The sequence below is a fragment of the Variovorax sp. V15 genome (assembly GCF_041154425.1).
Lineage (GTDB): Bacteria > Pseudomonadota > Gammaproteobacteria > Burkholderiales > Burkholderiaceae_C > Variovorax > Variovorax guangxiensis.
The window spans coordinates 5,625,842-5,652,074 of the sequence record NZ_AP028659.1 but is presented as its reverse complement, the minus strand read 5'-3'; the positions used below and the strand labels follow the sequence as shown (position 1 = coordinate 5,652,074).

Sequence of the window (26,233 nt, the reverse complement as noted above, 5' to 3'; positions counted from 1 at the left end):
TTATCCAGAGGCTGTGGACCGGCGATTTTAGCGATGGGCCCCTGTCGGCCCGGGCCGGCCGCAGCGAGTAGTGCGACTTTCGGTTGACCTGCTTTACATTTCTTTACGGGACCCATGATCACCAGGAGTCGGCCGCTGATCCAATAGCCGTGTCAGCCCAAAGTGCACAAGAACCCATGAAGAAAAATGTCGCCGTCGCCCTTGCGGGCGTGTTGATCGTAGCCGTCGCGGGTGGGTGGTGGAGCATGTCCGCAGACAAGTCCGCTGCGAAGAACGCCAAGGCCCCGGCCGCTGGCGGCGCACCGGCGGGCGGTGGCGCTGCGGCGCTCGTGACGCTGGCCACGGCGAAGAAGCAGGACGTGCCCGTGACCGTGCAGGTCAACGGCAGCGTGGTGTCCCTCAACAGCGTCGACCTGCGCCCGCAGGTGACCAACACGGTGAGCGCGGTGCATGTGAAGGAAGGCCAGTTCGTCAAGGCCGGCCAGCTGCTCTTCTCGCTCGACGACCGCAACGACCAGGCCAACCTCGCGCGCGCGAAGGCGCAGCAGAAGAAGGACGAGGCCACGCTGGCCGACCTGGAGCGGCAGTACAAACGCAGCCAGGAACTGGTGGCGCAGAACTTCATCGCCAAGAGCGCGGCCGACGCCACGCTCTCGCAGCTCGAGGCGCAGCGCGCCGCCGTGGCCGCCGACCGCGCGGCCGTGCAGTCGGCGCAGGTGGCGCTGGGCTATGCCACGCTGCGCGCGCCCATCGCGGGGCGCATCGGCGCGGTCAACATCTACCCGGGCACGCTGGTGCAGCCGACGCTGTCGCTGGTCACGGTCACCCAGCTCGACCCGATCGCCGTGAGCTTCCCCGTGCCCGAAGGCAACCTGCAGGACCTGCTGGAGGCCGCGCGCTCGCGCTCCAAGGTCGAGGCCGTCGTCACCGGCCGCAGGGAGCCGCTGACCGGCACGCTCGATTTCGTCGACAACACCGTCGATCCGCAGATCGGCACCGTGCGCGCCAAGGCCGTGTTCGCCAATGCCGACCAGAGCCTGTGGCCGGGGCAGTTCGTGGGCACGCGCATCACGGTGCGCACGCTCAACGGCGTCACCGTGGTGCCGGCCGCGGCGCTGATGATGCTGTCCGACGGTGCATCGCTGTACGTGGTCGACCAGGCCAAGACCGCCACGCGCCGCAAGGTGAAGGCGCTGCACACCTTCGGCACGCAGGTGGCGGTGAGCGGCATCGAGCCCGGCGAGCAGGTGGTGATCGAGGGCAGCCAGAACGTGCGCCCGGGTGGCAAGGTGCGCGTGGATGCGAAGGCGCCAGGCACGGCCCCAGGTGCTCCGGTGAACGGCACCACGGGCGTCACGCCCGGCAGCGCCGCATCTACCGACGGCACCGACATCAAGCCGCCGCGCCAGGAACGCGCATGAACATCTCGGAGCTCTGCATCCGCCGTCCGGCGATGACGGTGCTGCTGTCCGCCGCCGTGGTCGTCATCGGCATCTTCGCGTACTTCAGCATCCCCGTTGCCGCGCTGCCCAGCTACAACACGCCGGTCATCAACGTCAACGCGCAGTTGCCCGGGGCCAGTCCGGACACCATGGCCTCATCGGTCGCGCTGCCGCTCGAAAAGCAGTTCTCGACCATCCCCGGCCTGCAGACCATCAGCTCGGTGAACACGCAGGGCGTGACCTCGCTCACGCTCGAATTCGTCAGCAGCCGCGACATCGACGCCGCCGCCGTCGACGTGCAGGCCGCGCTGCTGCGCGCCCAGCGCCAGCTGCCGCAGGAGCTGACGCAGCTGCCCTCCTACCGCAAGGTGAACCCGGCCGACGCGCCGGTGCTCTTCATCGCGCTGATCTCGCCGTCGATGAATCCGTCGGAGCTCAACGACTACGCCGAAAACCTGATCTCGCCCACGCTCTCGACCATCGACGGCGTGGCGCAGGTGGGCGTGTACGGCCGCAAGGCCTTCGCGGTGCGCATCAAGGCCAACGCCGACCTGCTCAACGCGCGCAACATCACGCTCGACGAGCTCGCGAAGGCGGTGAACTCGGCCAACGCCAACACGCCGGTGGGCGTGCTCGACGGCCCGCGCCAGACGCTCACCATCCAGGCCAACCGCCAGCTCATGAAGGCGGCCGACTTCGCCAAGCTCATCGTCGGCCAGCGCAACGGCTCTCCGGTGCGGCTGGACGAGGTGGCCACCATCGAGGACAGCTTCGAGTCGGTGAAGACCGCCAGCAGCTTCAACGGGCAGGACTCCATCTCGCTGGCCGTGCAGCGCCAGCCAAACGCCAACACCGTGCAGGTGGTGGATGCGGTGCGCGCGCTCATCCCGCGCTTCAAGGCGGAGCTGCCGCAGTCGGTCGAGATCCAGATGGTGAACGACCGCTCCATCTCCATCCGCGAGGCGGTGCACGACGTGCAGCTCACGCTGCTGGGCACCATCGCGCTGGTGGTGCTGGTGATCTTCCTGTTCCTGCACCGGCTGGTGGCCACGCTGATCCCGGCCGCGACCATCCCCATTTCGCTGATCGGCGCGGTGGCGCTGCTCTATGCCTTCGGCTACAGCCTGGACAACATCTCGCTGCTGGGCATCACGCTTGCGGTGGGCCTGGTGGTGGACGACGCCATCGTGGTGCTCGAGAACATCATGCGCTACGTCGAAAAGGGCATGGATCCGTTCGCGGCGGCGCTGCGCGGCGCGCGCGAGGTGGGCTTCACCATCGTGTCCATCTCCATCTCGCTGGTGGCCGTGTTCATCCCGATCTTCTTCATGCCGGGCGTGATCGGCCTGCTGTTCCATGAATTCGCCGTGGTGGTGGCGCTGGCGGTGCTGGTGTCGGCGGTGGTGTCGCTCACGCTGGTGCCGATGCTCGCGAGCCGCCTGCTCAGGCAGGTCCCGCGCAAGGAAGGCGCGATGGACCACGAGGAAGAACACCCCGAGCCCGGCACCGCCATCGGCCGTGCCTTCGAGCGCGGCTACCGCAAGGTGCACGCGACCTACATGAGCACGCTGGACTGGACGCTGGGTCACCGCAAGGTGATGCTGCTGATGGCGGCGCTGACCTTCGTCGTCACCGGCTGGCTGTTCGCGACCATCCCGAAGGGCTTCTTCCCCGAGGAGGACATCGGCCAGATCCAGATCACCACCGAGGCGGCCGAAGACATCTCCTTCACCGCCATGAAGGCGCTGCAGGACCGCGTGGCCGCCGCGCTCAAGGACGACCCCAGCGTCGACTACGTGAGCTCCTTCGTCGGCGTGGGCGGGCCCACCGCCACGCAGAACTCCGGCCGCCTGTTCGCCGTGCTCAAGCCGCGCGGCGAGCGTCCGCAGATGTCGAAGGTGCTCGAGTCGCTGCGCCAGCGCTTCCGCGAAATCCCGGGCATCGCCGTCTACATGCAGCCGGTGCAGAACCTGCGCCTGGGCGGACGGCAGAGCAAGGCGCGCTTCCAGTACACGCTGCAGAGCGTCAATGCGGGCGAGATGGTGCCGTGGGCCACGCGGCTCATGGAACGCATGCGCGCCGATGCCGCCTTCCGCGACGTCACCAGCGACTCGCAGAACCGCGGCCTGCAGGCCACCCTCGACATCGACCGCGACAAGGCCGGCGTGCTCGGCGTGGCCGTGGGCGACCTGCGCACCGCGCTCTACAACGCGTACGGCGACCGCCAGATCGGCAGCATCTACGGTGCGAGCAACACCTACCAGGTGATCCTCTCGGCCGCCGACGACGACCGCCAGTTCGAGGAAGACGTCTCGCGCCTGTCGGTGCGCAGCACCACCGGCAAGCTGGTGCCGCTGTCGGCCTTCTCGACCGTCAAGCGCACCGTGGGGCCGACCGCGGTCAACCACCAGGGCCAGCTGCAGGCGGTCACGGTGTCGTTCAACCTCGCGCCCGACGTGCCGCTGGGCAACGCGACCGCGAAGATCGACCAGTTCAAGAGCGAGCTGAAGATGCCGCAGTCGATCATCACCACCTACGGCGGCGACGCGGCGGTGTTCCAGAGTTCGCAGTCGAGCCAGGCCGTGCTGCTGGTGCTGGCGGTGCTGGTTATCTACGTGCTGCTGGGCGTGCTCTACGAGAGCTACATCCACCCGATCACCATCCTCGCGGGCCTGCCTTCGGCCGCGGTGGGCGCGCTGATCTCGCTGAAGATCTTCGGCTTCGACCTCACGCTGATCGCCACCATCGGCATCCTGCTCTTGATCGGCATCGTGAAGAAGAACGCGATCATGATGATCGACTTCGCCCTGGAGGCCCAGCGCACCGAGGGCATGAAGCCGGTGGACGCGATCCGCGAGGCCTGCCGCCTGCGCTTTCGCCCGATCCTGATGACCACGCTGGCCGCGCTCATGGGCGCGCTGCCGCTCGCACTGGGCCTGGGCGCCGGCGCCGAACTGCGCCAGCCGCTGGGCGTGGCGGTGGTGGGCGGCCTGATCTTCTCGCAGGTGATCACGCTGTACATCACGCCCGCGATCTACCTCGCGCTGGACCGCTACAGCGGCACCGGGCCGATGGTGGACCTGCCGGGTGAAGCGCAGGCGGAGGCAGCCCACGCACAGCACTCGCACGCCTGAAAGCGGGAACGCGGGAGCGGGCAGCCGATCGCAGAAGGAAGACAAAAGCTACGCAAAAGTCGCAAAGGAAACCAGGAAACCTTTCAGGTTTTCTTTCGCGCCCTTCGCGAAACCTTCGCGTCCTCTGCGTCCTCCGCGTTCGGCAGTCCGATCCCGCTCCCGCCCTCAGGTAGTCGTTTCGTCCAGAGCACCGTCCGTGAGGTGCGTCGTATCGCTCCACCCCACGAGGCTGAACCCCTCGCTCGTCCACAGCATGCGGTTGATGGCCGCGTTGCCGAGCAGCCATGTGCGCGGCGCCTGCAGTTCCTGGCGGGTGGCTGCGCGGTAGAGCACGTCCATCACGCCGCCGTGCGCGACCAGCACCACCAATTCGCCCGGATGGCGCGCCGCCAGTTCGGCGGCCACGCCGGTCACGCGGTCACGGAAGGTGAGCAGGCTCTCGCCGCCCTCGGGTTCGAATTCGGGATCGCGCTCGCGCCAGAGCTTTGCTTCCACGGGCAGCGTGGCTTCGATCTCGGCGAAGCTCATGCCCTCGAATTTTCCGAAGGCGCGCTCGCGCAGCCGGGGCTCGGGCTGCACGGCCAGGCCATGAGGTTCGGCGATGGCCTGGGCGGTCTGCCAGGCGCGCGAGAGGTCGCTGGCATAGACGACGCCGATGGGCTCGTCGGCCAGCGCCGCGCCCGCGCGCCGTGCCTGCCACACGCCGGTGGCGTTGAGCCCGATGTCGAGCTGGCCCTGGATACGGGTGTCGACGTTCCAGGCGGTCTCGCCATGGCGAACTGCGATCAGGCGGGTGGGTTCTTCCATCCGGGGAATTCTAGAAGGCGCTACTTTTTGGCCTGCTGCCCGGTCTGCAGCTCGATGTTGACCCGGCGCTCGCCCTGCGGCGGATTCGGGAAGCCCTGAAGCGCCGCCTGGAACATCACCGGCAGGATCGCCGCGCTCGACGTGTAGGGGCCATCGTTGCGGGCGCGGGTCTCGTAGACCACGCGGTTGGTGGCCGCCTCGCGCAGCACGATGCTCACCTCGCGCTCGTACCAGGGGTTGGCCGGCGGCGCGAACACCGGGCCGCCATACCAGCCGCCGCCGTACCAGCGACGGCCGTAGTAGCCATAGCCGCCGTAACCGTAGCCCCAGGGGCCGTTGTAGAGCCACGGGTCGGCCCAGGGCGAGAGTCCGGCCGTCACCCGCGCGCCGATCTGCGCGGTGTACCGGGCCTTGGCGTCGTCGCGGCGCAGGCCGACCTGGTCGAGCGCCGCGCCGGCCATGGCTTCGAGCGATTCCTGCCGCGCGCCGTCGGCCTGCTGCGAAGGCAGGCGGTCGAAGCGGTAGGTGGCGCCGGGCGCCACGGCGCCGATGGAGGAGAAGCTCTTCACGTCGCTGTCGACCACCCAGGAGGTGGCGCAGCCCGTCAGGCTGGCGGCGAGAAGAAGAGCCGGGATCGCGGATTTCATGAGGGTCTCCGGGCACTGGTGCCCCAAATTCCCCTGGGTTGCCCGTTCAGCCCTGGGCAATGCGCAGGGCGGCAGGTGCCTGGGAGAGCAAGTCGAAGGAAGGCGGGTCGAAGGCCTTGTCGCCCTCGTCGTCCGCCACGCCGGTCGCCTTCAGACCCTTGAAGTCGTGCCGCGTTCCGTCGAGCAGGTGCGAAGGCACCACGTTCTGCAGCGCGGTGAACATGTTCTCCACGCGGCCGGGATACTTCCTGTCCCACTCGCGCAGCATTTCTCCCACCTGCTTGCGCTGCAGGTTCTCCTGGCTGCCGCACAGCGTGCACGGAATGATCGGGAACTCGCGGTGCTGGGCCCAGCGGATGGTGTCCTTCTCGGACACATACGCCAGCGGGCGGATCACGACATGTTTGCCGTCGTCGCTCACCAGCTTCGGCGGCATGCTCTTCAACTTGCCGGCGAAGAACATGTTGAGGAAGAAAGTCTGCAGCATGTCGTCGCGGTGGTGGCCCAGCGCGACCTTGGTGGCGCCCAGCTCGTCGGCCACGCGGTAAAGAATGCCGCGGCGCAGCCGGCTGCACAGGCCGCAGGTGGTCTTGCCCTCGGGAATCACGCGCTTGACGATGCTGTAGGTGTCCTGGTTCTCGATATGGAAGTCCACGCCCAGATCGCTCAGGTACCTGGGCAGCACCTCCTCGGGAAAGCCGGGCTGCTTCTGGTCGAGGTTGACCGCGACGATGTCGAAGTGGATGGGCGCGCGCGCCTTCAGCTTGAGCAGGATGTCGAGCAGCGCGTAGCTGTCCTTGCCCCCCGAGACGCACACCATGACCTTGTCGCCCTCCTCGATCATGTTGTAGTCGACGATCGCCTGCCCGACCTGGCGGCACAGGCGCTTCTCGAGCTTGTGCGTCTCGCGCTCGATCTTCATGGAGTTGGCGGGAGAGGGAGCGGTGGCGTCGGCGGTGGCGGGCGCCTCGTCGATCCAGACGGCGTTCATGGGCAGGCTGCTTCGGGGAGTCGGGGGAAGGGGGTGATTGTCCCCGATCCCCATTTCACCCGCCATCCGGCCCGTTTCCGGCCTTCCCGGCTTTTCCGGTTCCAGGCAGCGGCGACTCCGGAAAGGCCTGCCGCATCGCCTCCACGAAGAGCCGCAGCCTCGCCGGATAGAAGCGCGCGTACGGGTACACGATGTAGACCGGCGCCGACACCCCGTGCCATCGGGGCGCCAGGTGCACCAGCCGGCCCGCTTCCAGCTCCTCGGCCAGCATCCAGGCCGACGACACGCCGACGCCCGCGCCCAGCACGGCCGCGCTGCGCAGGGCGTAGAGGCTGTCGGTGATCATGCGCGGGCGTATGGGCACGCGGTACACCTCGCCCGTGCCTTCGTGCGTGAACACGACTTCGGTCCGGTAGAAATTGCGCGCCGCCAGCCAGGGCAGGGCCTCGAGCTCGGCGGGATGCGCCGGCACCGGCGTGCCGCCCCCGAAGAGCGACGGCGCTCCGACCGCGATGCGCGGCACGTCGAAGAGGCGGATCGCCACGGCGTTGGGGTCCGTCACCTCGCCGACGCGGATCGCGCAGTCCACGCCCTCGGCGATGAAGTCGGGCGTTTCGTCATGCGGGCTGTCGTGCAGCAGCCATTCGACCGTCACCTGCGGATGGCGCTTCAGGTAGGCGGCCAGCGGCCCGACCAGCAGTTGCTGCCCGAAGGCATGCGGCGCCACCACGCGCAGCCGGCCCTCGGGCTGGTCGCCGACGCCCCGCAGCTCGGCCTCGAAGGCGCCCCAGCTCAGGATCAGTTCCTTGGCGCGGTCGAAGCAGCGCTCGCCGTCTTCCGTGAGCTTCATCGCATGGGTGGATCGCTGCAGCAGCCGCACGCCCAGCGAGCGTTCGAGGGCCTGCAGGCGGCGGCTCACTGTGGGCTGGGTGGTGCCCATCTGGGCCGCGGCGGCTGACAGGCTGCCGGCCTCGACGATGCGAACGAAGGTCTGCATCAGCTCGATGCGGTCGGCCGGGGGAGGGGGCGGGAGAAGTTTGGCCATGCGTTGAGCGTATATCAATTGTTCGGCCCGCAGGGCTACCTTCATAGGAGGATGGCCCGCAAACTCCAGCCCTTGCTTCTCGAAACCAAGGGTTTACACCATGTCTTCCATTCAGAATGCGCATGAAAAGCTGCCGGGATCGCTGATCCTGCTGCTGGCTGCCAGCGCCGGCTTCGGCGTCGCGGCGCTCTACTACAGCCAGCCCATGCTCGGCATACTCGGCCCCGACATCGGCGCCTCCGCCCGCTCCGTGGGCTTCGTGCCCACGCTCACGCAGCTCGGCTATGCGCTGGGCATCCTGCTGCTTGCGCCCCTGGGCGATCGCTTCGACCGGCGCCGCATCATCCTCGCCAAGGCTTCGGTGCTGGTGCTCGCGCTGCTGGGCGCGGCGTTCTCGCCCTCGGTCGCGCCGCTGCTGGTGGCGAGCCTGGTCATCGGCCTGGCGGCAACGCTGGCGCAGGACGTTGTGCCGGCCGCTGCCACGCTGGCGCCCGAGGCGCATCGCGGCCGGATCGTCGGCACGGTGATGACCGGGCTGCTGCTGGGCATCCTGCTGTCGCGCGTGCTCGCCGGCTTCGTGGCCGAGCACTTCGGCTGGCGCGCCATGTTCGTCGTGGCGGCCGTGAGCATCGCGCTGATCGGCGCTGCCGCCGCACGCGGGCTGCCGCGCCTGCGCCCGACCACTCACCTGGGCTACGGCGCGCTGCTGGGTTCGCTGGCCGGTCTGTGGAAGCGCCATGGCGCGCTGCGCCGCGCGACTTTCGCGCAGGCCCTGCTGTCGGTGGGCTTCAGCGCCTTCTGGTCGACGCTGGCCGTGATGCTGCATGGCGCGCCGTTCCACCTGGGCAGTGCGGCCGCCGGTGCCTTCGGCCTGGCCGGTGCTGCGGGTGCGTTGGCCGCGCCGATCGCGGGGCGCCTTGCCGACCGCCGCGGTCCCGAGCTGGTGATCCGCATGGGCGCCGCGCTGGTCGCCGTGTCGTTCGCCGCGATGCTGTTCGCACCGCTGCTGGCGACGCCCGCCGCGCGGCTGGGGCTGATCGTGGTCGCCGCCATCGGCTTCGACTTCGGGCTGCAGGCCGCGCTGATCGCGCACCAGACGGTGGTCTACGGCATCGACCCCGGCGCGCGCAGCCGGCTCAATGCGGTGTTCTTCACGGGTGTGTTCGTCGGCATGGCCACGGGCTCCGCGCTGGGTGCCCTGGTGCTTGCGCAGTGGGGATGGCCGGGCGTGGCGGCGATGGCCTCGGTGTCGGCGCTCGGGGCGCTGGGGGTGCGCATGTGGCCTGTCGCCTCGAAGAAGACAGCCGTTGCCTGCGGCTCGGCCGCCTGAAAGAAATGCAGGAGGTCCGGCTAGCTCACCACTCGCCGGCTTCCATGCGGATCGCCACCTCGCAGTCGTCGAAGATCTCCAGCTTGGCGATCTTCACGCGCACGCCCAGCACTCCGGGCAGCTGCAGCAGCCGTTGCGCCAGCTTGCCGATCAGGCTCTCCAGCAGGTTGACGTGCTCGGCGGTGCACTCGTCGATGATGATGCGGCGCACCTTGCGGTAGTCGAGCACGTGGAAGATGTCGTCGTCCTGCGGCAGCAGCGGCTGGGGGCCGAGATTGAGTTCGGCGTCGACCAGGATCGGCTGGGGCGCCGTTTTTTCCTGCTCGAGGATGCCCAGGTTGGCGTCGAAGCGCAGGCCCTGGAGGGTGAGTGTCTGGTGGCCGTGCGAGGGAGTGGACATGGTGGATGGGCTCACATGAGCGAGAAATCGCGCTCGAATTTCATCAGATGCTGGCCACCGTCCACCAGCAGCGTGGTGCCGGTGATCGAGCGGTTCTCCAGCGCGAACTTCACCGTGGCGGCAACGTCCTCGGGCGTGGACGAGCGGCCCAGCGGCGACAGCTTGTGCAGCTGGGCGAACTTGTCGTCGTCCAGCATGTGGCTCGCCAGCGTGAGGCCGGGCGCCACGCCCACCACGCGCACGCGCGGCGCCAGGGCCAGCGCCAGCATCGGCGTCGCGGCCTCGAGCGCAGCCTTGGACAGCGTGTAGCTCAGGAAGTCGGGGTTCGGGTTCCAGAGCTTCTGGTCGAGCAAGTGGACCACCGCGCCTTGCGCGTTGCGCGCCGCCACATGCTCGTGCAGCGCCTGCGCCAGCAGGATGGCCGCGCCGGTGTTGCTGCGCGCATGGCGCTCCATGAGCGCGTAGCCGAAGGTGGCGGCCTCGTCGTGCTCGAAGAGGGCCGCGCTGTGCACGACGGCATCGACGCTGCGAAAGCGCGCCACCACGCGGGGCAGCAGCGCGCGCGTGGCCTGCTCGTCGTCCAGGTCGGCCGAGAACAGGGCCGAGTCGCCCGAGAGCGCGGCGCAGTCGGCGACGGTCTGCTCGGCCTCGGCGCGCGAGTTCCGGTAGTGCACCGCCACCTGCCAGCCGCCCGCGGCCAGTGCGAGCGCGATCTCGCGGCCGAGCCGGCGGCCCGCGCCCGTGACGAGGACCGTGCGGGGGGAGTTGGATGCGGGGGAGGCGGGGCTCATGCGGGGAGAGGGAGAATGGCGCTGTGACGACAAAGACGACCCCCAGCAGTTTACCTACCGCCCTCGACCATCTCATCGCGCGCTCCGTCGAGCGCGCGGGGGGGTGGATAGGCTTCGACCGCTTCATGGCCCTCGCGCTTTATGCGCCCGGCCTCGGCTACTACGCCAACACACTGGCCAAGTTCGGGCACATGCCTTCTTCGGGTAGCGACTTCGTGACTGCGCCCGAGCTCACGCCCATGTTCGGCCAGGCCCTGGCCGCGCAGGTGGCCGAGGCGCTGGAGAAGACCGGGACCGATACGGTCTGGGAATTCGGTGCGGGCTCCGGGGCGTTGGCTGTGCAGCTGTTGCATGCGCTCGATGGGATGGGGCGTGGTGATGTGCGCTATCGGATCGTCGATCTGTCGGGGACCTTGAGGGAGCGGCAGCAGCAGGCGCTGGCGGGGCATGCGGGGCGTGTGGAGTGGCTCAACGAACTGCCTGAATCGATGCAGGGGGTTGTCGTTGGCAATGAGGTGCTCGATGCGATGCCGGTGCAGTTGCTGGCGCGTGCCGGCGGGCAATGGTTCGAGCGGGGCGTTGTGCGGAACGCTTCGGACGATGGATGGGCGTGGGCCGACCGTGCGACTGAACTGCGGCCGCCGGTGGAGGTGCCTGGAGAGCATGACTACCTCACGGAGATTCATCCGCAGGCCAAGGCGTTTGTTGCGACGCTGGCGGATCGGTTGAAGAAGGGGGCGGCTTTTCTTATCGACTATGGGTTTCCCGAGGCGGAGTACTACCACCCGCAGAGGCATATGGGGACTGTGATGTGTCATCGGGGGCACAAGGCTGATGGGGATCCGCTGTCTGATGTTGGCTACAAGGACATCACTGCACACGTCGACTTCACTGGGGTTGCTCTTGCTGGACAGGATGCTGGGCTTGCTGTGCTTGGCTATACGAGTCAGGCGCGGTTTCTTTTGAATTGCGGGTTGCTTGGGGTGATGGAGCAAGGGACTGTTGCTGAGCGGGGGATGGCGGCTCGGCTCATCCATGAGCATGAGATGGGGGAGTTGTTCAAGGTTGTGGCGTTTGCTGTTGGGGAAGCTTGGGACGCGATGGGGTTCAGGGAGGGGGATCGCAGTCATACGCTTTGAGTGACTGCGTTTGCTTTGCTTCCCGAGGCCGGGACTCGCCCCGGCCCCGGGAAGCAACCCCTCACCACGCCAAAAACAAAGTCATAAGCTAGCAACAAAGAGTTCGTTGCCGATCCAAACCCCGCCCCCTACATTCCCGGCATGACTGCCGCCCCTGCCAGCGAGGTAAGCCCCCCTTCGCAGCACTTCGAAGTGCGCCCTTTCAATGCCCCGGTCGGCGCCGAGGTAGTAGGCCTCGACATCTCGAAGCCCATCAACACCGAAGACTTCACCCGCCTCCACAAGGCCCACCTCGACCACCACGTCCTGGTCTTCCGCAACCAGCAGATCACCCCGCAAGAGCACATCGATTTCAGCCACCGCTTCGGCCCGCTCGAAATCCACGTCCTCCACCAGTTCCAGCTCAAGAACCACCCCGAGATCCTCATCGTCTCCAACATCAAGGAGAACGGCGAGCCCATCGGCCTCGGCGACGCGGGCGTCTACTGGCACTCCGACATCTCGTACAAGCCCAAGCCCAGCCTCGGCTCGCTGCTGCACGCCCAGGAACTGCCGAGCGAAGGCGGCGACACGCTCTTCGCCGACCAGCATCTCGCATGGGAGTCGCTGAGCTCCGAGCTCCAGCAGCGCATCCTGCCGCTGAAGGCCGAGCACAGCTACCTCGCCAAGTACGAGGAGCTGCGCGCGAAGAACCCATGGCGGCCGAAGCTCTCGCAGGCGCAGATCGACCAGGTCGCGCCCGCGGTGCAGCCGGTGGTTCGTACTCACCCGGAGACGGGCCGCAAGGCGCTCTTCGTCAGCGAGCATTTCACGACGCGCATCGTCGGGCTGCCCCAGGAAGAGAGCGACGCGCTGCTGGCCGAGCTGTTCGCACACAGCGTGAAGCCCGAGTTCGTGTATCGCCACCAGTGGGCGCCGCATGACCTGGTGTTCTGGGACAACCGCTCGCTGATGCACCTGGCAGCGGGCACGCCCGACCACCTGCGCCGGCGTCTGAACCGCACCACGATCATCGGCGACACGCCTTTCTGATTTTTCTTTCCTAGCCACCGCTTCCAATGAACCGTTTCACCCGCAAAGCCGCGGCGCTCGTCGCCGGCCTCGGCCTTCTCGCCGGCAGCCTTGCCGCGCATGCGGAAGGCCAGATCCGCATCGCCGAGCAGTTCGGCATCGTCTACCTGCTGCTCAACGTGGCGCAGGAGCAGAAGCTCATCGAGAAACATGCGAAGGCCGCGGGCATCGACGCCAAGGTCGAGTGGGTCAAGCTCTCGGGCGGCTCGGCGGTGAACGACGCGCTGCTGTCGGGCAACATCGAGATCGCGGGTGCCGGCGTGGGGCCGCTGCTCACGCTGTGGGACCGCACCAAGGGCAAGCAGAATGTGAAGGGCGTGGCCTCGCTGGGCAACTTCCCGTACTACCTGGTGAGCAACAACCCGAACGTGAAGTCGATTGCCGACTTCACCGACAAGGACCGCATCGCACTGCCCGCGGTGGGCGTCTCGGTGCAGTCGCGCGTGCTGCAGTTCGCCTCGGCCAAGCTCTGGGGCGACAAGGAGTTCAACAGGCTCGACAGGATCAGCGTGGCGGTGCCGCATCCCGATGCGGCGGCGGCGATCATCAAGGGCGGCACGGAGATCACGGCGCACTTCGGCAATCCGCCGTTCCAGGAGCAGGAGCTCGCGGGCAACCCGAATGCGCGCATCGTGCTCAACTCGTACCAGGTGCTGGGCGGGCCATCGTCGGCGACGGTGCTGTACGCGACGGAGAAGTTCCGCAGCGAGAACCCGAAGACCTACAAGGCCTTCGTCGACGCGCTCGACGAGGCGGCGAAGTTCGTCACGGCCAACCCCGAGAAGGCCGCCGACATCTACCTGAAGGTGAGCAACGCGAAGCTCGACCGCGAACTGCTGCTGAAGATCATCAGGAACCCCGAGGTGCAGTTCAAGACCACGCCGCAGAACACCTACCCGCTGGCGGAGTTCATGCACCGCGTGGGCGCGATCAGGAACAAGCCGGCTTCGGTGAAGGACTACTTCTTCGACGACGCGCAGAACGTGTCGGGTAACTGAGTGAATACAGCGGCTGTTCTGGATTCGCGGATCGACTCCCTCTCCCATCGGGAGAGGGCGGGGGTGAGGGGGGAGCCTGTGGCATCGTCGCCAGCCCTCACCCCGACCTTCTCCCGCGAGCGGGAGAGGGAGCAAGACAGCGCGCCGCTGCTGCAGGTCGAGAACGTGAGCCTCGAATACCGCACCCCCGAGCGCGTCGTGCGTGCCACGCACCGCGTGAGCTTCGACGTCCATGCCGCCGACCGCTTCGTGCTGCTCGGCCCCTCGGGCTGCGGCAAGTCCACGCTGCTGAAGGCGGTGGCCGGGTTCATTCCGCCGGTCGAGGGCGAGATCCGCCTCGACGGAAGGCGCGTGGCGCAACCAGGCCCCGACCGCATCGTCGTGTTCCAGGAGTTCGACCAGCTGCCGCCGTGGAAGACGGTGAAGCAGAACGTGATGTTCCCGCTGCTGGCCTCGCGCACGCTCGGCAGAAAGGAGGCGGCCGAACGCGCGCTGCACTACCTCGACAAGGTCGGCCTCTCGAAGTTCGCCGATGTGCATCCGCACCAGCTCTCCGGCGGCATGAAGCAGCGCGTGGCGATCGCCCGCGCGCTGGCGATGCAGCCGCGCGTGCTGCTGATGGACGAGCCTTTCGCTGCGCTCGACGCGCTCACCCGCCGCAGGATGCAGCAGGAGCTGCTCGAGCTGTGGGAGGAGGTGCGTTTCACGCTGCTGTTCGTCACCCACTCGATCGAGGAGGCGCTGGTGGTGGGCAATCGCATCGCGCTGCTGTCGCCGCATCCGGGGCGCATGCGCGCCGAGATCAACAGCCACGCCTTCACGCTCGACAGCCTGGGCGGCGCCGAATTCCAGGGCACGGCGCAGCGCATCCACGACATGCTGTTCGAAGAGGAGGCTGCCGTATGAGCGCCGTCGTCCCGCCGGTCCGCCCCGAGTACGAGCGCACGCTGGAGCCCTTCACCGATGTGCCGGTGGAGCGTTCGCTGCCGCTGGGTGAGCGCATCTGGTCACAGGCCTGGCTGCGCAAGGGGCTGATCCTCGCCGTCATTGCCGTGCTGTGGGAGCTGGCGGCGCGGTGGCAGAACAACGACCTGCTGCTGCCCACCTTCACTGCCACCGCGGCGGCGCTGTTCGACGGCCTCGCCAGCGGCGAGCTGATCGAGAAGGTGCGCATCTCGCTGGCCGTGCTGCTGCAGGGCTACGTCGCCGGCGTGCTGCTAGCCTTCGCACTCACCACGCTGGCGGTGTCGACGCGCCTCGGCCGCGACCTGCTGGACACTCTCACCTCCATGTTCAACCCGCTGCCCGCCATCGCGCTGCTGCCGCTGGCGCTGCTGTGGTTCGGGCTCGGGCGCGGCAGCCTCGTGTTCGTGCTGATCCATTCGGTGCTGTGGCCGCTGGCGCTCAACACCTACGCGGGCTTCCAGGGCGTGCCCGACACGCTGCGCATGGCCGGGCGCAACTACGGTCTCAGGGGGCTGCGCTACGTGCTGCAGATCCTGGTGCCGGCGGCGCTGCCGTCGATCCTGTCGGGGCTGAAGATCGGCTGGGCCTTCGCCTGGCGCACGCTGATCGCGGCGGAGTTGGTGTTCGGGGCTTCTTCGGGCAAGGGCGGGCTGGGGTGGTACATCTTCCAGAACCGCAACGAGCTCTACACCGACCGCGTGTTCGCGGGGCTCGCGCTGGTGGTGCTGATCGGCCTGCTGGTCGAGAGCCTGGGCTTCAGGACGCTGGAGCGGCTGACGGTGCGCCGCTGGGGGCAGCAGCGCTAGGGTGCCCGGCTAGCCGCCGGGCTTCTTCGCGCCTGTCGCCTGCCGCAGCGCGCGCAGTTCGCTGTTGAGGAACTCGTTGGCGTCGCGCACCGTGCCGTTGGTGAGCTTCACCCTGTAGGCCTGTCCGGTCATCTCCGAGCGCGAGGCGCAGCGCTCGATGAAGTCTTCGGCCGTGACCAGCTCCTTTTTGAAGTAGTCGTACTTCGCCTGCATGTGCTTGGCGGCGTCGGAGGCGTTGTACTCGCTGCCGTTGCGCAGGAAGATCATCGAGCTCATCTTCGAGACCCGCTGTATCAGCGTGTCGATCAGCTTGTCTTCGGTGTCGGAGGGGGTGGCGTGGGCCAGAAAGGCCGAGGCGCCGAGCACGAGGGCGAGCAGGGCCGGGCGCAGGTGGGTGAAAGAAGCCATTTGTCGTAGTTCGTGGCAATTTCCGGGCCATGCTAGGGCTGGCGGGCCCGCTGTGTCAAACAGGGGCCGGCTCGGGTCTAATTGCAGGTTTTGGCAAGCGTTTCCAACTCTTTCATGAGCTCCTCCTCTTCCGACCTCTCGCCGATCGCCGAAGCGCTGGCCGATGCCGCCGCCGCCAAGTCGATGCACTACTTCCGCACGCCGCTGGACATCATCACCAAGGCGGACGAAAGCCCCGTCACGCTGGCCGACCGCGCCGCCGAGACGGCCATGCGCGAGATCCTCGCCGCGCGCGCCCCGGCGGACGGCATCTACGGCGAAGAGCACGGCCCCGAGCGGCTCGATGCCGGGCGCATCTGGGTGCTCGACCCCATCGACGGCACGCGCAGCTTCATCACCGGCTCGCCGCTGTGGGGCACGCTGATCGGCGTGCTGCAGGGCGGGCGCGTGGCGCTGGGCATGATCGACATGCCGGTGCTCAAGGAGCGCTGGATCGGCGTGGCGGGCCAGGGCGCGACGCGCGACGGCCAGCCGGTGCGCGTGAGCGGCTGCACCGAAGTGGCCAAGGCCCGCATCGTCACCACCTCGCCCGACATCTTCGCGCCGGCCGACTGGAGCGCCTTCGATCGCCTGAGCCGCCAGTGCGCGATGCGCCGCTTCGGCGGCGACTGCTACGGCTACGCCCAGCTGGCGGGCGGCACCATCGACCTCGTGGTCGAGACCGGCCTGCAGCCCTACGACTACCTCGGCCCGGCCGGGCTGATCGAGGCGGCCGGCGGCGTGGTCACCGACTGGCTGGGGCAGCCACTGGGCCTGAAGTCCGACGGACGGGTGATCGCGGCCGCAACGCCCGAACTCCACCGGCAAGCGATGGCCATTCTCTCGGCCTAGACTGTTGCCCATGCTTCGCTGGCTGATCGTCGTCGTCCTCGCGCTGGTGCTCATGAGCGGCCTGACCGCCTGGCTGCGCCGCTTCGGCTTCGGACGGCTGCCGGGCGACTTCGAGTTCCGCGCCTTCGGCCGCGAGTGGCAGCTGCCCATCGCCAGCACCATCGTGCTCAGCATGATCGCGGCGCTGGTGGCGCGCTTTCTGTAGACAGAGCACAGAACCAGACAAGGAAAAGACGAACCGCAATGAGAGCCTGCGTAGACATCGGCGGCACCAAGGTAGCCGTGAGCCTTTCCGCCTCGAGCGACGCGCCGCTGATCGGCCGCCGCAGCGAGCCTACGGCCAAGACCGGCGACAACGACGCGGTGGCGGTGCAGATCATGCGGATGATCGACGAGGTCTGCGCGCAGCAGGGTGTCGATCCGGCTTCCATCGACCGGGTGGGCGTGTCGTCGACGGGGCCCTTCGAGTTGCGCGACGGGCTGGTCGAACTCGCCACGCCCAATATCTGCGGCGGCATCGCGGGGCCATCGCGCGGCCTGCCCAATTCATGGATGACCGCGATCATCGAAGCCCCGCTGGTTCAGCGCTTCGGCAGCGTTCGTGTCGAGAACGACGCCGTGGCCGCCCTTGAGGCCGAACGCCATTGGGGCGCGCTCCAGGGCCTGGACAACTGCGCCTATGCCACCTGGAGCACCGGCGTGGGCGTGGGCCTGTGCGTCGACGGCAAGGCCTTGCGTGGCAAGAACGGCAATGCCGGGCACGCGGGACACAGTTTCGTGGTCGACGATGCCACCGGGGCGCTGTGCGGTTGCGGCAACTACGGCGACGTCGAGGCGCTGGTTGGCGGAAATTCGATCGGCCACCGTTTCGGACAGTCCGCCGCCGACCTGTTTTCCGCCGCATCCGCCGGCGAACCCAAGGCGCTGGAGACGGCGGAGGCGTTGTGCCGTGTGTTCGGCCGGATGCTCTACAACATGGTCATCATCCTCGACCTGCAGCGCATCAGCCTGGGTGGAAGCGTGTTCTGGCATCACCGCGACTTCGTGCTGCCGAGGCTGCAGGCGCAGATCGACGGCAGGCTGCTCCCTCTCACGCGCGGGGTGATGCTTGTACCCGCCGGCCTGGGCGACAAGGTCGGCGACTACGCGGCGCTCGCGCTGCTCGACTGACCCGGGCACCCGGCGAACCATGACCCCCTTGCCTCGCCGCCGCTCGTTCGCCTACCTGCTGTGGCTGGTGGGCGGCTTCATCGGCGCGCACCGCTTCTATCTGGGCAGCTACCTGGGCGGGGCGGGGCAGTTGGCGTTTCTGGTGTACGGAATCGCCGGCCTGCCGGGCGGCCGCTTCTGCCTGATGGTGCTGCTGCCGTGGATGCTGTTCGACCTGTGGTGGATCCATCGGCGCATGAGTCAGCTGCAGGCGCAGCGCCCGGCCGAGGAGGAAGAAGAGGAAACCCCGCCCGCCGCCGCGCGCCACGCCTCCCGCCGCCCCGCGCCGAGGGACCCCGCCAAGGATTACGACCTTGCCGCCCTCGCCGAAGCCAACAAGCTGCAGGAGCGCTTCGTGGCCGCCGCCGAGGCCGGCGACTGGACGCAGGCCGTCGCCATCGGCGAGCAGATCGTCGCCGCCACGCGCCGCGTGTTCAAGGGCCCGCACCAGAACCTCGCCATGACCCTGTGCATGCTTGGCCAGGCCTGCTACCAGATCGACGCCTTCGACAAGGCGCGCGCCAGCCTCGAGGAAAGCCTGTCCATCGGACGCAAGCTCGGCATGCCCGCGGAGGACATGGACGTCGCCCGCAAGGCGCTGGACCTGACGCTGGTCGGCATCGAGCAGCGCAAGGCGCGCGGCGCGACCACCGACGAGCAGGGCGCACTGCTGAACCTGTTGGACGACCGCGAGGCCCGCTACCGCGACGCGCTCGCGCAGGGCGACCTGAAGAGCGCCGAAAGGCTCTGCGCGGAGGCCATCGCCACCAGCCGCCGCCTGCACGGCGGCGCGCACCGCAGCGTGGTGCTGCATCTGTCCAGCCATGCCGAGCTGTGCCGGCGGCTGCGCTGGAACGAGAAGGCCCAGGCCTCGGCCGACGAGGCCCTCGCCGTGGCCGCGCAGCTCGGGCTGGACGACAGCTGGCGGCGCGGTCCGACCAACACGCTGGCGCTGCTGCATGCCGCGGCCGGACGTGCCGACGAGGCCGAGGCGCTCTACAAGAAGACTATCGCCATGGCGGTGGCCGAGGCCGGAGGCGGCTCCAGCGACGGCGTGGTACGCGCCTTCAACAACCTCGCGTTCCTCTATGCCGAGTCGGGCCAGGACGCGAAGGCCGAGCTCTGCTACGCACGCGCCCTGGTGCACCTCGACAAGCTCCCGCCGGGCGAGGGCGACGCCGAGCTGCATTCGGACATGCTCAACAACTTCGCGAGCCTCTTCATGGCGCGCCGCGACTTCGTGCGCGCGCGGGAGCTGTTCGAGCGCTCGCTCGACATCCAGCAGCGCAGCTGCCGCGGCATCTCGTCGTCGGCCGCCAATGCGCACAACGACCTGGGCCTGATCGCGCAGGAAGAGGGCGAGCTGCGCCAGGCGCTTGCGCACTTCAAGCGCACGCTGCTGCTCAACCAGATCTGCGCGCCCGACCATTTCAGGAACATCGACAACGCGCAGCGCAACATCGACAGCGTGAGCATCGCGCTCGCGGCGGTGGCGCGCGCCGCCCGCATGGAGCCCAGCACTTGAGCATCGGCGCCGCCTTCTATGCCCTCGACCGCTACCGGCTGCGCGCGCTGGTGATCGATCCGTCCACCGTCTCCGCCTTCCTGAATTCGCCCGCGGCGAAGGGCGGCCCGCGCGACAGCCAGACGGTGGAGCAGGCCTGGGACGTGGTGCGCACGCTGATGCCCGAGGCGGTCGACGGCGAGGAGCTCGACGGCACCGACGGCCTGGGCTGCATCTACCTCACGGCCGCCCACGTGGAGCGCGCGGCGGCACGGCTCGCGCAGTGCGACGTGGCGGCGCTGGTGGGCCGATTCACTGCCGAGCCGGCGAAGTTCGGCGAGCTGTACTGGGCCAAGGCCTGGCAGGAAGGCGCTCAGGATCTCGCGGGCTTCATGGACGGCGTGAAGCGCTTCTTCGCCGAAGCGGCCGCAAGGCGCGACGCCGTCGTTTTCTATATCGTCTGAATCGCGCCGAAGCGCCGGCGGCTAGCGTGGCGGAGGCACCGCCGAGACGATCTCGCCCAGCCGCCGCAGCCCCGCGTCCACCGCCTTCGAAAACGGCCAGCCGCAGTTGATGCGCAGGTAGTTGTCGAAGCGCCCGGAGTTCGAGAACTGCGCGCCCGGCGCCACCAGCATCTGTTCGCGCAGCGCGGCGTCGAACACGTTCACCGACGAGCGCTGCTGCGGCAGCTCCACCCACAGCTGCAGCCCGCCGCGCGGCAGGTTCAGCCGCGTGCCGGCCGGGAAATAGCGGGCGATGGCGTCGGCCGTCTGGTCGCGCTGCATGTGCAGCCGCTCGCGCAGGCGGCGCAGGTGGCGGTCGTAGCGCCCGCCCGCGATGAACTCGCCGGCGGCGATCTGCGCCAGCGCCTCGTTGTTGCGGGTCTGCGCGTACTTGAGCATCTCCACCTGCGCATGCCAGCGCCCGGCGGTGATCCAGCCCAGCCGCAGCCCCGGCGCCAGCACCTTGTGCAGCGAGGCGCAATAGATCACGTTGCCGGTGCGGTCCCACGACTTCAGCGCCCGCAGCGGCGCGTCGGTCTCCACCAGGTCGCTGTAGGTGTCGTCCTCGACCAGCGCGATGCCGTGGCTCTCGCACAGGTGCGCGAGCCGCTGCTTGTGGCCGTCGGGCATCACGCTGCCGATGGGGTTCTGCAGGTGCGGCACCACCACCACGGCCTTGATGTCGTCGTAGGTGTGGATGGCCAGGTCCAGCGCTTCCAGCGAGATGCCGGTCTGCGGGCTGGTCGGGATCTCCAGCGCGCGCAGGCCCAGGCTCTCGAGCACCTGCAGCAGGCCGTAGAAGGTGGGCGACTCCACCGCCACCGTGTCGCCGGGCTTCGCGACGGCGCGCAGCGCGAGGTTCAGCGCCTCGATGCAGCCGTTGGTGACCAGCACCTCGTCGGGCGCCACCGTCATGCCTATGCGCAGGCTGCGCTGCGCCACGGCCTCGCGGAACTGCTCGTGGCCCTTCTGCGACGAGGCGGTGGTCAGCAGTTCGGGCCGCTGGCGCAGGGCGCGCGTCATCGAGTTGCGCAGGGCCTCCGCGGGATACAGCTCGGGCGCTGCGCGGGCGATCGCGAAGTTGAGCTTCACGCCCGTATGCCGCCCGCGCGCCATGAAGTTGGCCATGCGCGCGCGCATGCTCACGAACTGCGCCGGGTCGGGCGGCACGTCGGCCACCGGTTCTTCCATCGGCGCGATGGCCAGCCGCTGCGGCCGGCGCACGAAATACCCGGAGCGGTCGCGCGCCTCGACCCAGCCGTCGCTTTCCATGGCGCGGCAGACCTGCAGCGCAGTGGACAGGCTGATGTCGTGCAGCCGCATCAGGCTGCGCAGCGATGGCAGCTTGTCGCCCTGCTTGAGCGAGCCGGTGTGGATCGCATCCACGTAGTGCGCGGAAAGCTGGCGGTAGAGCGGTAGCGAGTCCATGGATCGATGTTCCCCGCATCGGGCATCCGAAAACAGATGCAGTTGCCTGGGAAAACGACCATAACAGATGCGTTTCCAGCCATGCTGTTCCGGTCGCAATAGCCATGGCGTGTGCCTGTTTTCCGGGCAGCAGGATTCCTACGATGAAGCCTCGTCCAACCCACCTATGCCGACGTAGCCGCCATGATCACCACACTCTCCCAAGCGCCCGATTCCATCGTCCTCGAACCCGGACAGTCCCTGCGCACCTCGGTCGAGGCCGGCGCCTGGCTCCAGCTGGCCGAAGGCAGCGCGCGCGTGGTGTCGCCGCCGGGCTGGTTCGGCGAGACCGTGTTCATGACCGAGACGCTGCTCGAGGAAGGCGACATGCACCGCCTGCCGCACGGCGGGTGGATCGAGGTGTCGGCGCTGACGCCGGTGCACCTGCGGGTGCATGCGCCCATGGCCGCGAGGGCGGGCGCCCCTGCCCAGCCGCGGCCGGTGATGCGCCTGGTGCGGCTGCTGACCGGCTGGTGAGCGACCGGCCAGGGAGTCAGCGCTCGCTGGCCGCCTCGCGCAGCGCATCCAGGAAGCTGCGCCGCCACCAGTGGATGTCCTGCTCGCGGATGCGCGACAGCAGCTTCTGGTGCCGTTCGCGCCGCTCCTCCAGCGGCATCTGCAGCGCCTGCTGCACCGTCTCGGCGGTGCCGTGGGTGTCGTAGGGATTCACCAGCAGCGCTTCCTTCAGCTGCTCGGCGGCGCCGGCGAAGCGCGATAGCACCAGCACGCCCGGGTCGGCCGGGTCCTGCGCGGCGATGTATTCCTTGGCGACGAGGTTCATGCCGTCGCGCAGCGGCGTCACCAGCCCCACGGCCGCAGCGCGGCACAGCCCCGGCACGCGCTTGCGCGCCACCATGCGGTGGATGTAGCGCACCGGCATCCAGTCGAGTTCGCCGTAGTCGCCGTTGATGGCGCCGCACAGCGATTCGAGCTCGCGCCGGATGTCGGCGTACGCGTCGACCGTCTCGCGCGTGGGCGAGGCGATCTGGATCAGCGTGGCGCTGCGCCGGTTCTCGGGGTAGTTCGCCAGCAGTTCGCGGAACGCGCGCACCCGCTGCGGGATGCCCTTCGAGTAGTCGAGCCGGTCGATGCCCATGAGCAGCCGGCGCTGCGAGTATTCGCGCTTCATGGTCTCGTACATGTCGCGCGACTCCTTCGCATGCGTGAGCGCCGCGAACTCGTCCACGTCGATGCCGATGGGAAAGGCGGCACTGCGCACCGTCTGCCCGTAGGCGCGGTACATGTCGTTGCCCAGGTACTCGCCGGCGGCCTCGTTGCGCACGTAGTGCTCGAAGTGCTGCACGTCCTGCTGCGCCTGGAAGCCGATCAGGTCGTACGAGAACAGCGAGCGCATCAGCCACGCATGCTGCGGAATGGCCGCGATGATGATCTGCGGCGGCAGCGGAATGTGCAGGAAGAAGCCGATGCGCTGCTTGCAGCCCATGGCGCGCAGCTCTGCCGCCAACGGTATCAGGTGGTAGTCGTGCACCCAGATGATGTCGTCGTCTTTCAGCAGCGGCAGCAGCTTGCGCGCGAAGAGCTGGTTCACCCGCCGGTAGCCGGCGACGAAGCCGGCGTCGAAGTGGGCCAGGTCGAGCCGGTTGTGGAACACCGGCCAGAGCACGTCGTTGCTGTAGCCGAGGTAGTAGCTGTCGTGGTCCTCGCGGCTCAGGTCGAGGGTGGCCAGCGTGACCTTGCCGGCCTGCTGGCGGTGCAGCTCGCCCTCGCCGGTCGGGCCGCCTTCGATGATCTGGCCGCTCCAGCCGAACCACAGGCCGCCGCTTTGCTGCAGGCTCTCGCCCAGCGCCACGGCGAGGCCGCCGGCGGCGGGCTTGCGCGGGTCGGCCACGCGGTTGGAGATGACGACGAGGCGGCTCATATTGCGGAGTCCCAGGGGGCGGACAGCCGAACCGCTGCGTTGATGATGCCGACCATCGAGTAGGTCTGCGGAAAATTGCCCCACATCTCGCCCGTGACCGGGTGCGTGTCTTCCGACAGCAGCCCCAGCGGGTTTCGCGCCGCGAGCATGGTCTCGAAGATCTGGCGGGCCTCGGCCTTGCGGCCGATCTTGGCAAGCGCGTCGATGCGCCAGAAGGTGCAGATGTTGAAGGCGGTCTCGGGCTTGCCGAAGTCGTCGGCGGCCTCGTAGCGGCGCATGTAGGGACCGTCGCACAGCGTCTTCTCCATGGCGTCGACGGTGGAGATGAAGCGCGGATCGCGCGCGTCGATCAGGCCCACTTCCACCATCAGAAGGATGCTCGCGTCGAGTTCGTGCCCGCCGAAGCTCTCGGCGAAGGCCTGGCGCTCCTCGCACCACGACTTGGCAAGGATCTCCTCCTTCATGCGCGCGGCATGGCCGTGCCAGTAGGCGGCGCGCTCGGCCAGCCCCAGCGTGCGTGCGATCTTGGAGAGCCGGTCGCAGGCGGCCCAGCTCATCAGCGCCGAGCTGGTGTGCACGCGCGCGCGGGTGCGCAGCTCCCACATGCCGGCGTCGGGCGTGCCGTAGACGGCCACCGCGCGCTCGCCCACCGCCTCGAGGTGCGGAAACTCCGCCAGCCCCGCGCGGCTGAGCAGCCGGTGGTCGTGGAAGGCCTGCGCCGCGCCGAGCACGATGTTGCCGTACACGTCGTGCTGGAAGTGCTCCTGCGCCTGGTTGCCCACGCGCACCGGGCCCATGCCGCGGTAGCCCGGCAGCTGGTCGACAAAGGATTCGGGCAGCTCGCGCTCCAGCCCGATGCCGTACAGCGGCTGGATGTGCTCGCCGTGCGAGCCGATCACCACGTTGCCGAGCCAGCGAAGGTAGTCCTCCATGGTGCCGACTTCGCTCAGCGAATTGAGCGCGCGCACCACGAAGAAGGCATCGCGCAGCCAGCAGTAGCGGTAGTCCCAGTTGCGCTGGCTGCCCGGCGCCTCGGGAATGCTGGTGGTCATGGCCGCGACGATGGCGCCCGTGTCCTCGTACAGCGAGAGCTTCAGCGTGATGGCCGCGCGGATCACCGCGTCCTGGTATTCGAAAGGAATGGCCAGGCGCTTGCTCCAGACGCGCCAGTACGAAATGGTCTCCTGCTCGAAGCGGCGCGCGGTGTCGGCGATGCCGTCCATCAGCGTCTCATCCACGCCGAACATGAAGTTGTATTCGCGCGAGATCACGAAGGGCTGGCGCGAGAGGATGTGCGAGATCGACGCGTCGGTGTTCAGCCGCAGCGTCACGTCGGGCCCGACGTAGCGGATGTGGTTGCTGCCGCGCGTGACCTCCACCGGCGCCGAGGCGCCCCATTGGAACCTCGGATCGAGCGAGACCCGGATGCGCGGCGCGCCGGCAATGGGCCGCACGCGGCGCACGAGCATGAGCGGGCGGAAGTAGCGCGAGCGGCTGTAGAAGCGCGGCGCGAAGTCGGTGATCTCGATACCCTGGCCGGCGCTGTCGAAGAGCTGCGTGCGCAGCACGGCCGTGTTCGGCTCGTACCACTGCTTCGATTCCGCGAAGTCCTCGATGTCGATGCTCCATGCGCCCGCATCCTCGCCGGGGTGCAGCAGGGCGTTGAACACCGGGTCGCCGTCGAAGCGCGGCAGGCAGCACCACACGGCGCGGCCGCGCGAGTCGATGAGCGCGCTGTAGGCGCAGTTGCCGATGACGCCCACGTTGAGCGAAGGTTCGGCCGGTGGAGCGAAGCCGCGCTTGCCCGGGGCGGCGGCCGCCCTCGCGTCGACCGGCGCGCGGTCGTCGGGGCCGGCCGCGCCCGCCAGCGCCTGGCCGGCGCGTTCCTCGGGCGCCGCCGGCAGTTGTTGTTCGCTCATCGGGGGCTCCTCGGTGATTCTTCGGGTTGGCTAGCGGTTTCTTTCGGTGGCCGTGCGGCGAGCAGGTCGCGTGCCTGCACCAGCCATTCATACACGGCCAGCGGCGATTCCAGGCGGTGCTGCGCCAGGCTCGGGCCGGAGCCGACCTTCACGGCCACGCCGCCGCGCGGCTGCACCACGGCGAAGCCGCTCTCGTCGGTGGTGTCGTCGCCGAGGAAGACGGGCACGCGGCCGGCGAAGGGCGCCTCGGCCATGAAGGCGTCGATGGCGATGCCCTTGTTGACGCCCGCGGGCTTCACCTCGAACACGAACTTGCCGTGCATCAGCTCCAGCATCGGATCGTGCGCGATGGCGCGCGACATCGCGTCGCGGCACACGGCCTCCAGCTGCGGCGCGAGCCGGTAGTGCAGGGCGATGGCGGCGTGCTTGCGCTCCACCAGCAGGCCTTCGTGCACGCGCGCGAGCTCGTTGGCGATGTCGAGGATGGGTACAAGGTCGGGCGCGCGCTGCTCCTGCATGCGGCCCTGGGCATCGCGGCGCTGCACGCCGTGCTCGCCGGCCGCGGGCAGCCGCAGCGGGGCGAGGAAGCGGTCGATGGAGTCGATCTGGCGGCCCGACACCACGGCGAGCGCGCCGCCGAGCTGGTCGCGCAGGTCGTCCAGCAGGGGCACGAGGGCCGGTGGAATCTCGATGGCTTCAGGCGTGGGCGCAAGCCCGACCAGCGTACCGTCGAAGTCGAGAAAGAGGGCTGCGTCCCGGCCCAACGGAGGAGGCAACTGCGTGTTGCTGGAGGACTTTGGCATCGGGAAAAACCTTAACACGCGTCGCGCGCCGCGCATGTCGGCCAAAGCCCAATGTGCCTGGATCCGCCCCGGCGCGGGGGCCG

General features: G+C 68.6%; 25 protein-coding genes. 14 read left to right on the top strand and 11 right to left on the bottom strand.

The features are described from left to right. The first annotated feature begins 245 nt into the window (after positions 1–245). Both ACAM57_RS26910 and ACAM57_RS26905 read left to right on the top strand, forming a co-directional pair. Positions 246–1,421, top strand: coding sequence for an efflux RND transporter periplasmic adaptor subunit (locus ACAM57_RS26910; RefSeq protein WP_126021701.1), 1,176 nt, complete (start codon positions 246–248; stop codon positions 1,419–1,421). Further along, positions 1,418–4,576, top strand: a complete 3,159-nt coding sequence (locus ACAM57_RS26905; protein WP_369659567.1) for an efflux RND transporter permease subunit — start codon at positions 1,418–1,420, stop codon at positions 4,574–4,576. The genes ACAM57_RS26910 and ACAM57_RS26905 overlap by 4 nt, the downstream gene beginning before the upstream one ends. A gap of 165 nt (positions 4,577–4,741) precedes the next feature. On the opposite strand, the gene ACAM57_RS26900 is transcribed toward ACAM57_RS26905, so the two are convergent. Genes ACAM57_RS26900 through ACAM57_RS26885 form a run of 4 tightly spaced genes read right to left on the bottom strand, consistent with a single transcriptional unit; the run spans position 4,742 to position 8,066 of the window. Then, the gene (locus ACAM57_RS26900; protein ID WP_369659566.1) at positions 4,742–5,383 is read right to left on the bottom strand and encodes a histidine phosphatase family protein; all 642 of its coding nucleotides are present in this window, start codon (positions 5,381–5,383) and stop codon (positions 4,742–4,744) included. A 20-nt stretch (positions 5,384–5,403) separates the two neighbouring features. Then, entirely contained in the window at positions 5,404–6,030 is a 627-nt protein-coding gene (locus ACAM57_RS26895) for a DUF4136 domain-containing protein (protein WP_369659565.1), read from the bottom strand. Between the two features lie 46 nt (positions 6,031–6,076). Continuing rightward, positions 6,077–7,021: a tRNA 2-thiocytidine(32) synthetase TtcA gene (gene ttcA, locus ACAM57_RS26890; protein WP_369659564.1), complete on the bottom strand. Its 945-nt coding sequence runs from the start codon at positions 7,019–7,021 to the stop codon at positions 6,077–6,079. 55 nt (positions 7,022–7,076) lie between these two features. After that, complete coding sequence (locus tag ACAM57_RS26885) at positions 7,077–8,066, bottom strand: LysR family transcriptional regulator (RefSeq protein ID WP_369659563.1); 990 nt, start codon at positions 8,064–8,066, stop codon at positions 7,077–7,079. 100 nt (positions 8,067–8,166) lie between these two features. On the opposite strand from ACAM57_RS26885, the gene ACAM57_RS26880 reads away from it, so the two are divergent. Continuing rightward, positions 8,167–9,396, top strand: coding sequence for an MFS transporter (locus ACAM57_RS26880; RefSeq protein WP_369659562.1), 1,230 nt, complete (start codon positions 8,167–8,169; stop codon positions 9,394–9,396). A gap of 25 nt (positions 9,397–9,421) precedes the next feature. On the opposite strand, the gene ACAM57_RS26875 is transcribed toward ACAM57_RS26880, so the two are convergent. Both ACAM57_RS26875 and ACAM57_RS26870 read right to left on the bottom strand, forming a co-directional pair. Then, positions 9,422–9,796 carry a dihydroneopterin aldolase gene (locus ACAM57_RS26875; protein ID WP_126021358.1) on the bottom strand — a complete coding sequence of 125 codons (375 nt, stop codon included), beginning with the start codon at positions 9,794–9,796 and terminating at the stop codon, positions 9,422–9,424. An 11-nt stretch (positions 9,797–9,807) separates the two neighbouring features. Continuing rightward, a complete protein-coding gene (locus ACAM57_RS26870; protein WP_369659561.1) occupies positions 9,808–10,587 on the bottom strand; it encodes an SDR family oxidoreductase in 780 nt (259 codons plus the stop codon). Positions 10,588–10,610: 23 nt separating this feature from the next. On the opposite strand from ACAM57_RS26870, the gene ACAM57_RS26865 reads away from it, so the two are divergent. The 5 genes from ACAM57_RS26865 (at position 10,611) to ACAM57_RS26845 (ending at position 15,567) form a co-directional block, all read left to right on the top strand. Beyond that, entirely contained in the window at positions 10,611–11,726 is a 1,116-nt protein-coding gene (locus ACAM57_RS26865; RefSeq protein ID WP_369659560.1) for a class I SAM-dependent methyltransferase, read from the top strand. 141 nt (positions 11,727–11,867) lie between these two features. Beyond that, on the top strand, positions 11,868–12,758 hold the full coding sequence (locus ACAM57_RS26860; protein WP_369659559.1) for a TauD/TfdA dioxygenase family protein: 891 nt from the start codon (positions 11,868–11,870) through the stop codon (positions 12,756–12,758). A 26-nt stretch (positions 12,759–12,784) separates the two neighbouring features. Continuing rightward, the gene (locus tag ACAM57_RS26855) at positions 12,785–13,795 is read left to right on the top strand and encodes an ABC transporter substrate-binding protein (RefSeq protein WP_369659558.1); all 1,011 of its coding nucleotides are present in this window, start codon (positions 12,785–12,787) and stop codon (positions 13,793–13,795) included. Between the two features lie 147 nt (positions 13,796–13,942). After that, on the top strand, positions 13,943–14,701 hold the full coding sequence (locus ACAM57_RS26850) for an ABC transporter ATP-binding protein (protein ID WP_369662483.1): 759 nt from the start codon (positions 13,943–13,945) through the stop codon (positions 14,699–14,701). Beyond that, positions 14,698–15,567: an ABC transporter permease gene (locus ACAM57_RS26845; protein WP_369659557.1), complete on the top strand. Its 870-nt coding sequence runs from the start codon at positions 14,698–14,700 to the stop codon at positions 15,565–15,567. Before ACAM57_RS26850 ends, ACAM57_RS26845 begins: the two co-directional genes overlap by 4 nt. Positions 15,568–15,576: 9 nt before the next feature. On the opposite strand, the gene ACAM57_RS26840 is transcribed toward ACAM57_RS26845, so the two are convergent. Then, entirely contained in the window at positions 15,577–15,975 is a 399-nt protein-coding gene (locus tag ACAM57_RS26840) for a DUF5329 family protein (protein ID WP_184634812.1), read from the bottom strand. 114 nt (positions 15,976–16,089) lie between these two features. On the opposite strand from ACAM57_RS26840, the gene hisN reads away from it, so the two are divergent. The 5 genes from hisN to ACAM57_RS26815 are packed head-to-tail and all read left to right on the top strand — an operon-like array spanning position 16,090 to position 20,043. Next, positions 16,090–16,866, top strand: coding sequence for a histidinol-phosphatase (gene hisN / locus ACAM57_RS26835; RefSeq protein ID WP_369659556.1), 777 nt, complete (start codon positions 16,090–16,092; stop codon positions 16,864–16,866). A 10-nt stretch (positions 16,867–16,876) separates the two neighbouring features. After that, positions 16,877–17,071: a DUF2905 domain-containing protein gene (locus ACAM57_RS26830; protein ID WP_184634816.1), complete on the top strand. Its 195-nt coding sequence runs from the start codon at positions 16,877–16,879 to the stop codon at positions 17,069–17,071. Between the two features lie 38 nt (positions 17,072–17,109). Then, a complete protein-coding gene (locus ACAM57_RS26825) occupies positions 17,110–18,036 on the top strand; it encodes an ROK family protein (RefSeq protein ID WP_126021348.1) in 927 nt (308 codons plus the stop codon). Positions 18,037–18,055: 19 nt separating this feature from the next. Further along, positions 18,056–19,600: a tetratricopeptide repeat protein gene (locus tag ACAM57_RS26820; protein WP_184634820.1), complete on the top strand. Its 1,545-nt coding sequence runs from the start codon at positions 18,056–18,058 to the stop codon at positions 19,598–19,600. Then, a complete protein-coding gene (locus tag ACAM57_RS26815; protein WP_126021346.1) occupies positions 19,597–20,043 on the top strand; it encodes a DUF1877 family protein in 447 nt (148 codons plus the stop codon). Before ACAM57_RS26820 ends, ACAM57_RS26815 begins: the two co-directional genes overlap by 4 nt. Positions 20,044–20,064: 21 nt before the next feature. Here the strand turns inward: ACAM57_RS26815 and ACAM57_RS26810 are convergent, their stop codons facing one another. Then, on the bottom strand, positions 20,065–21,510 hold the full coding sequence (locus ACAM57_RS26810) for a PLP-dependent aminotransferase family protein (protein WP_369659555.1): 1,446 nt from the start codon (positions 21,508–21,510) through the stop codon (positions 20,065–20,067). Positions 21,511–21,693: 183 nt separating this feature from the next. Between ACAM57_RS26810 and ACAM57_RS26805 the strand changes: the two genes are divergently transcribed. Then, a complete protein-coding gene (locus tag ACAM57_RS26805; RefSeq protein ID WP_369659554.1) occupies positions 21,694–22,026 on the top strand; it encodes a hypothetical protein in 333 nt (110 codons plus the stop codon). A gap of 16 nt (positions 22,027–22,042) precedes the next feature. On the opposite strand, the gene otsA is transcribed toward ACAM57_RS26805, so the two are convergent. The 3 genes from otsA to otsB are packed head-to-tail and all read right to left on the bottom strand — an operon-like array spanning position 22,043 to position 26,150. Next, positions 22,043–23,428, bottom strand: a complete 1,386-nt coding sequence (gene otsA / locus ACAM57_RS26800; protein ID WP_369659553.1) for an alpha,alpha-trehalose-phosphate synthase (UDP-forming) — start codon at positions 23,426–23,428, stop codon at positions 22,043–22,045. Then, positions 23,425–25,347 (bottom strand): glycoside hydrolase family 15 protein, encoded by a 1,923-nt coding sequence (locus ACAM57_RS26795; RefSeq protein ID WP_369659552.1) that lies wholly within the window; start codon positions 25,345–25,347, stop codon positions 23,425–23,427. Before ACAM57_RS26795 ends, otsA begins: the two co-directional genes overlap by 4 nt. Next, positions 25,344–26,150 (bottom strand): trehalose-phosphatase, encoded by an 807-nt coding sequence (gene otsB / locus ACAM57_RS26790; RefSeq protein WP_184634830.1) that lies wholly within the window; start codon positions 26,148–26,150, stop codon positions 25,344–25,346. The genes ACAM57_RS26795 and otsB overlap by 4 nt, the downstream gene beginning before the upstream one ends. Between the last annotated feature and the right edge of the window lie 83 nt (positions 26,151–26,233).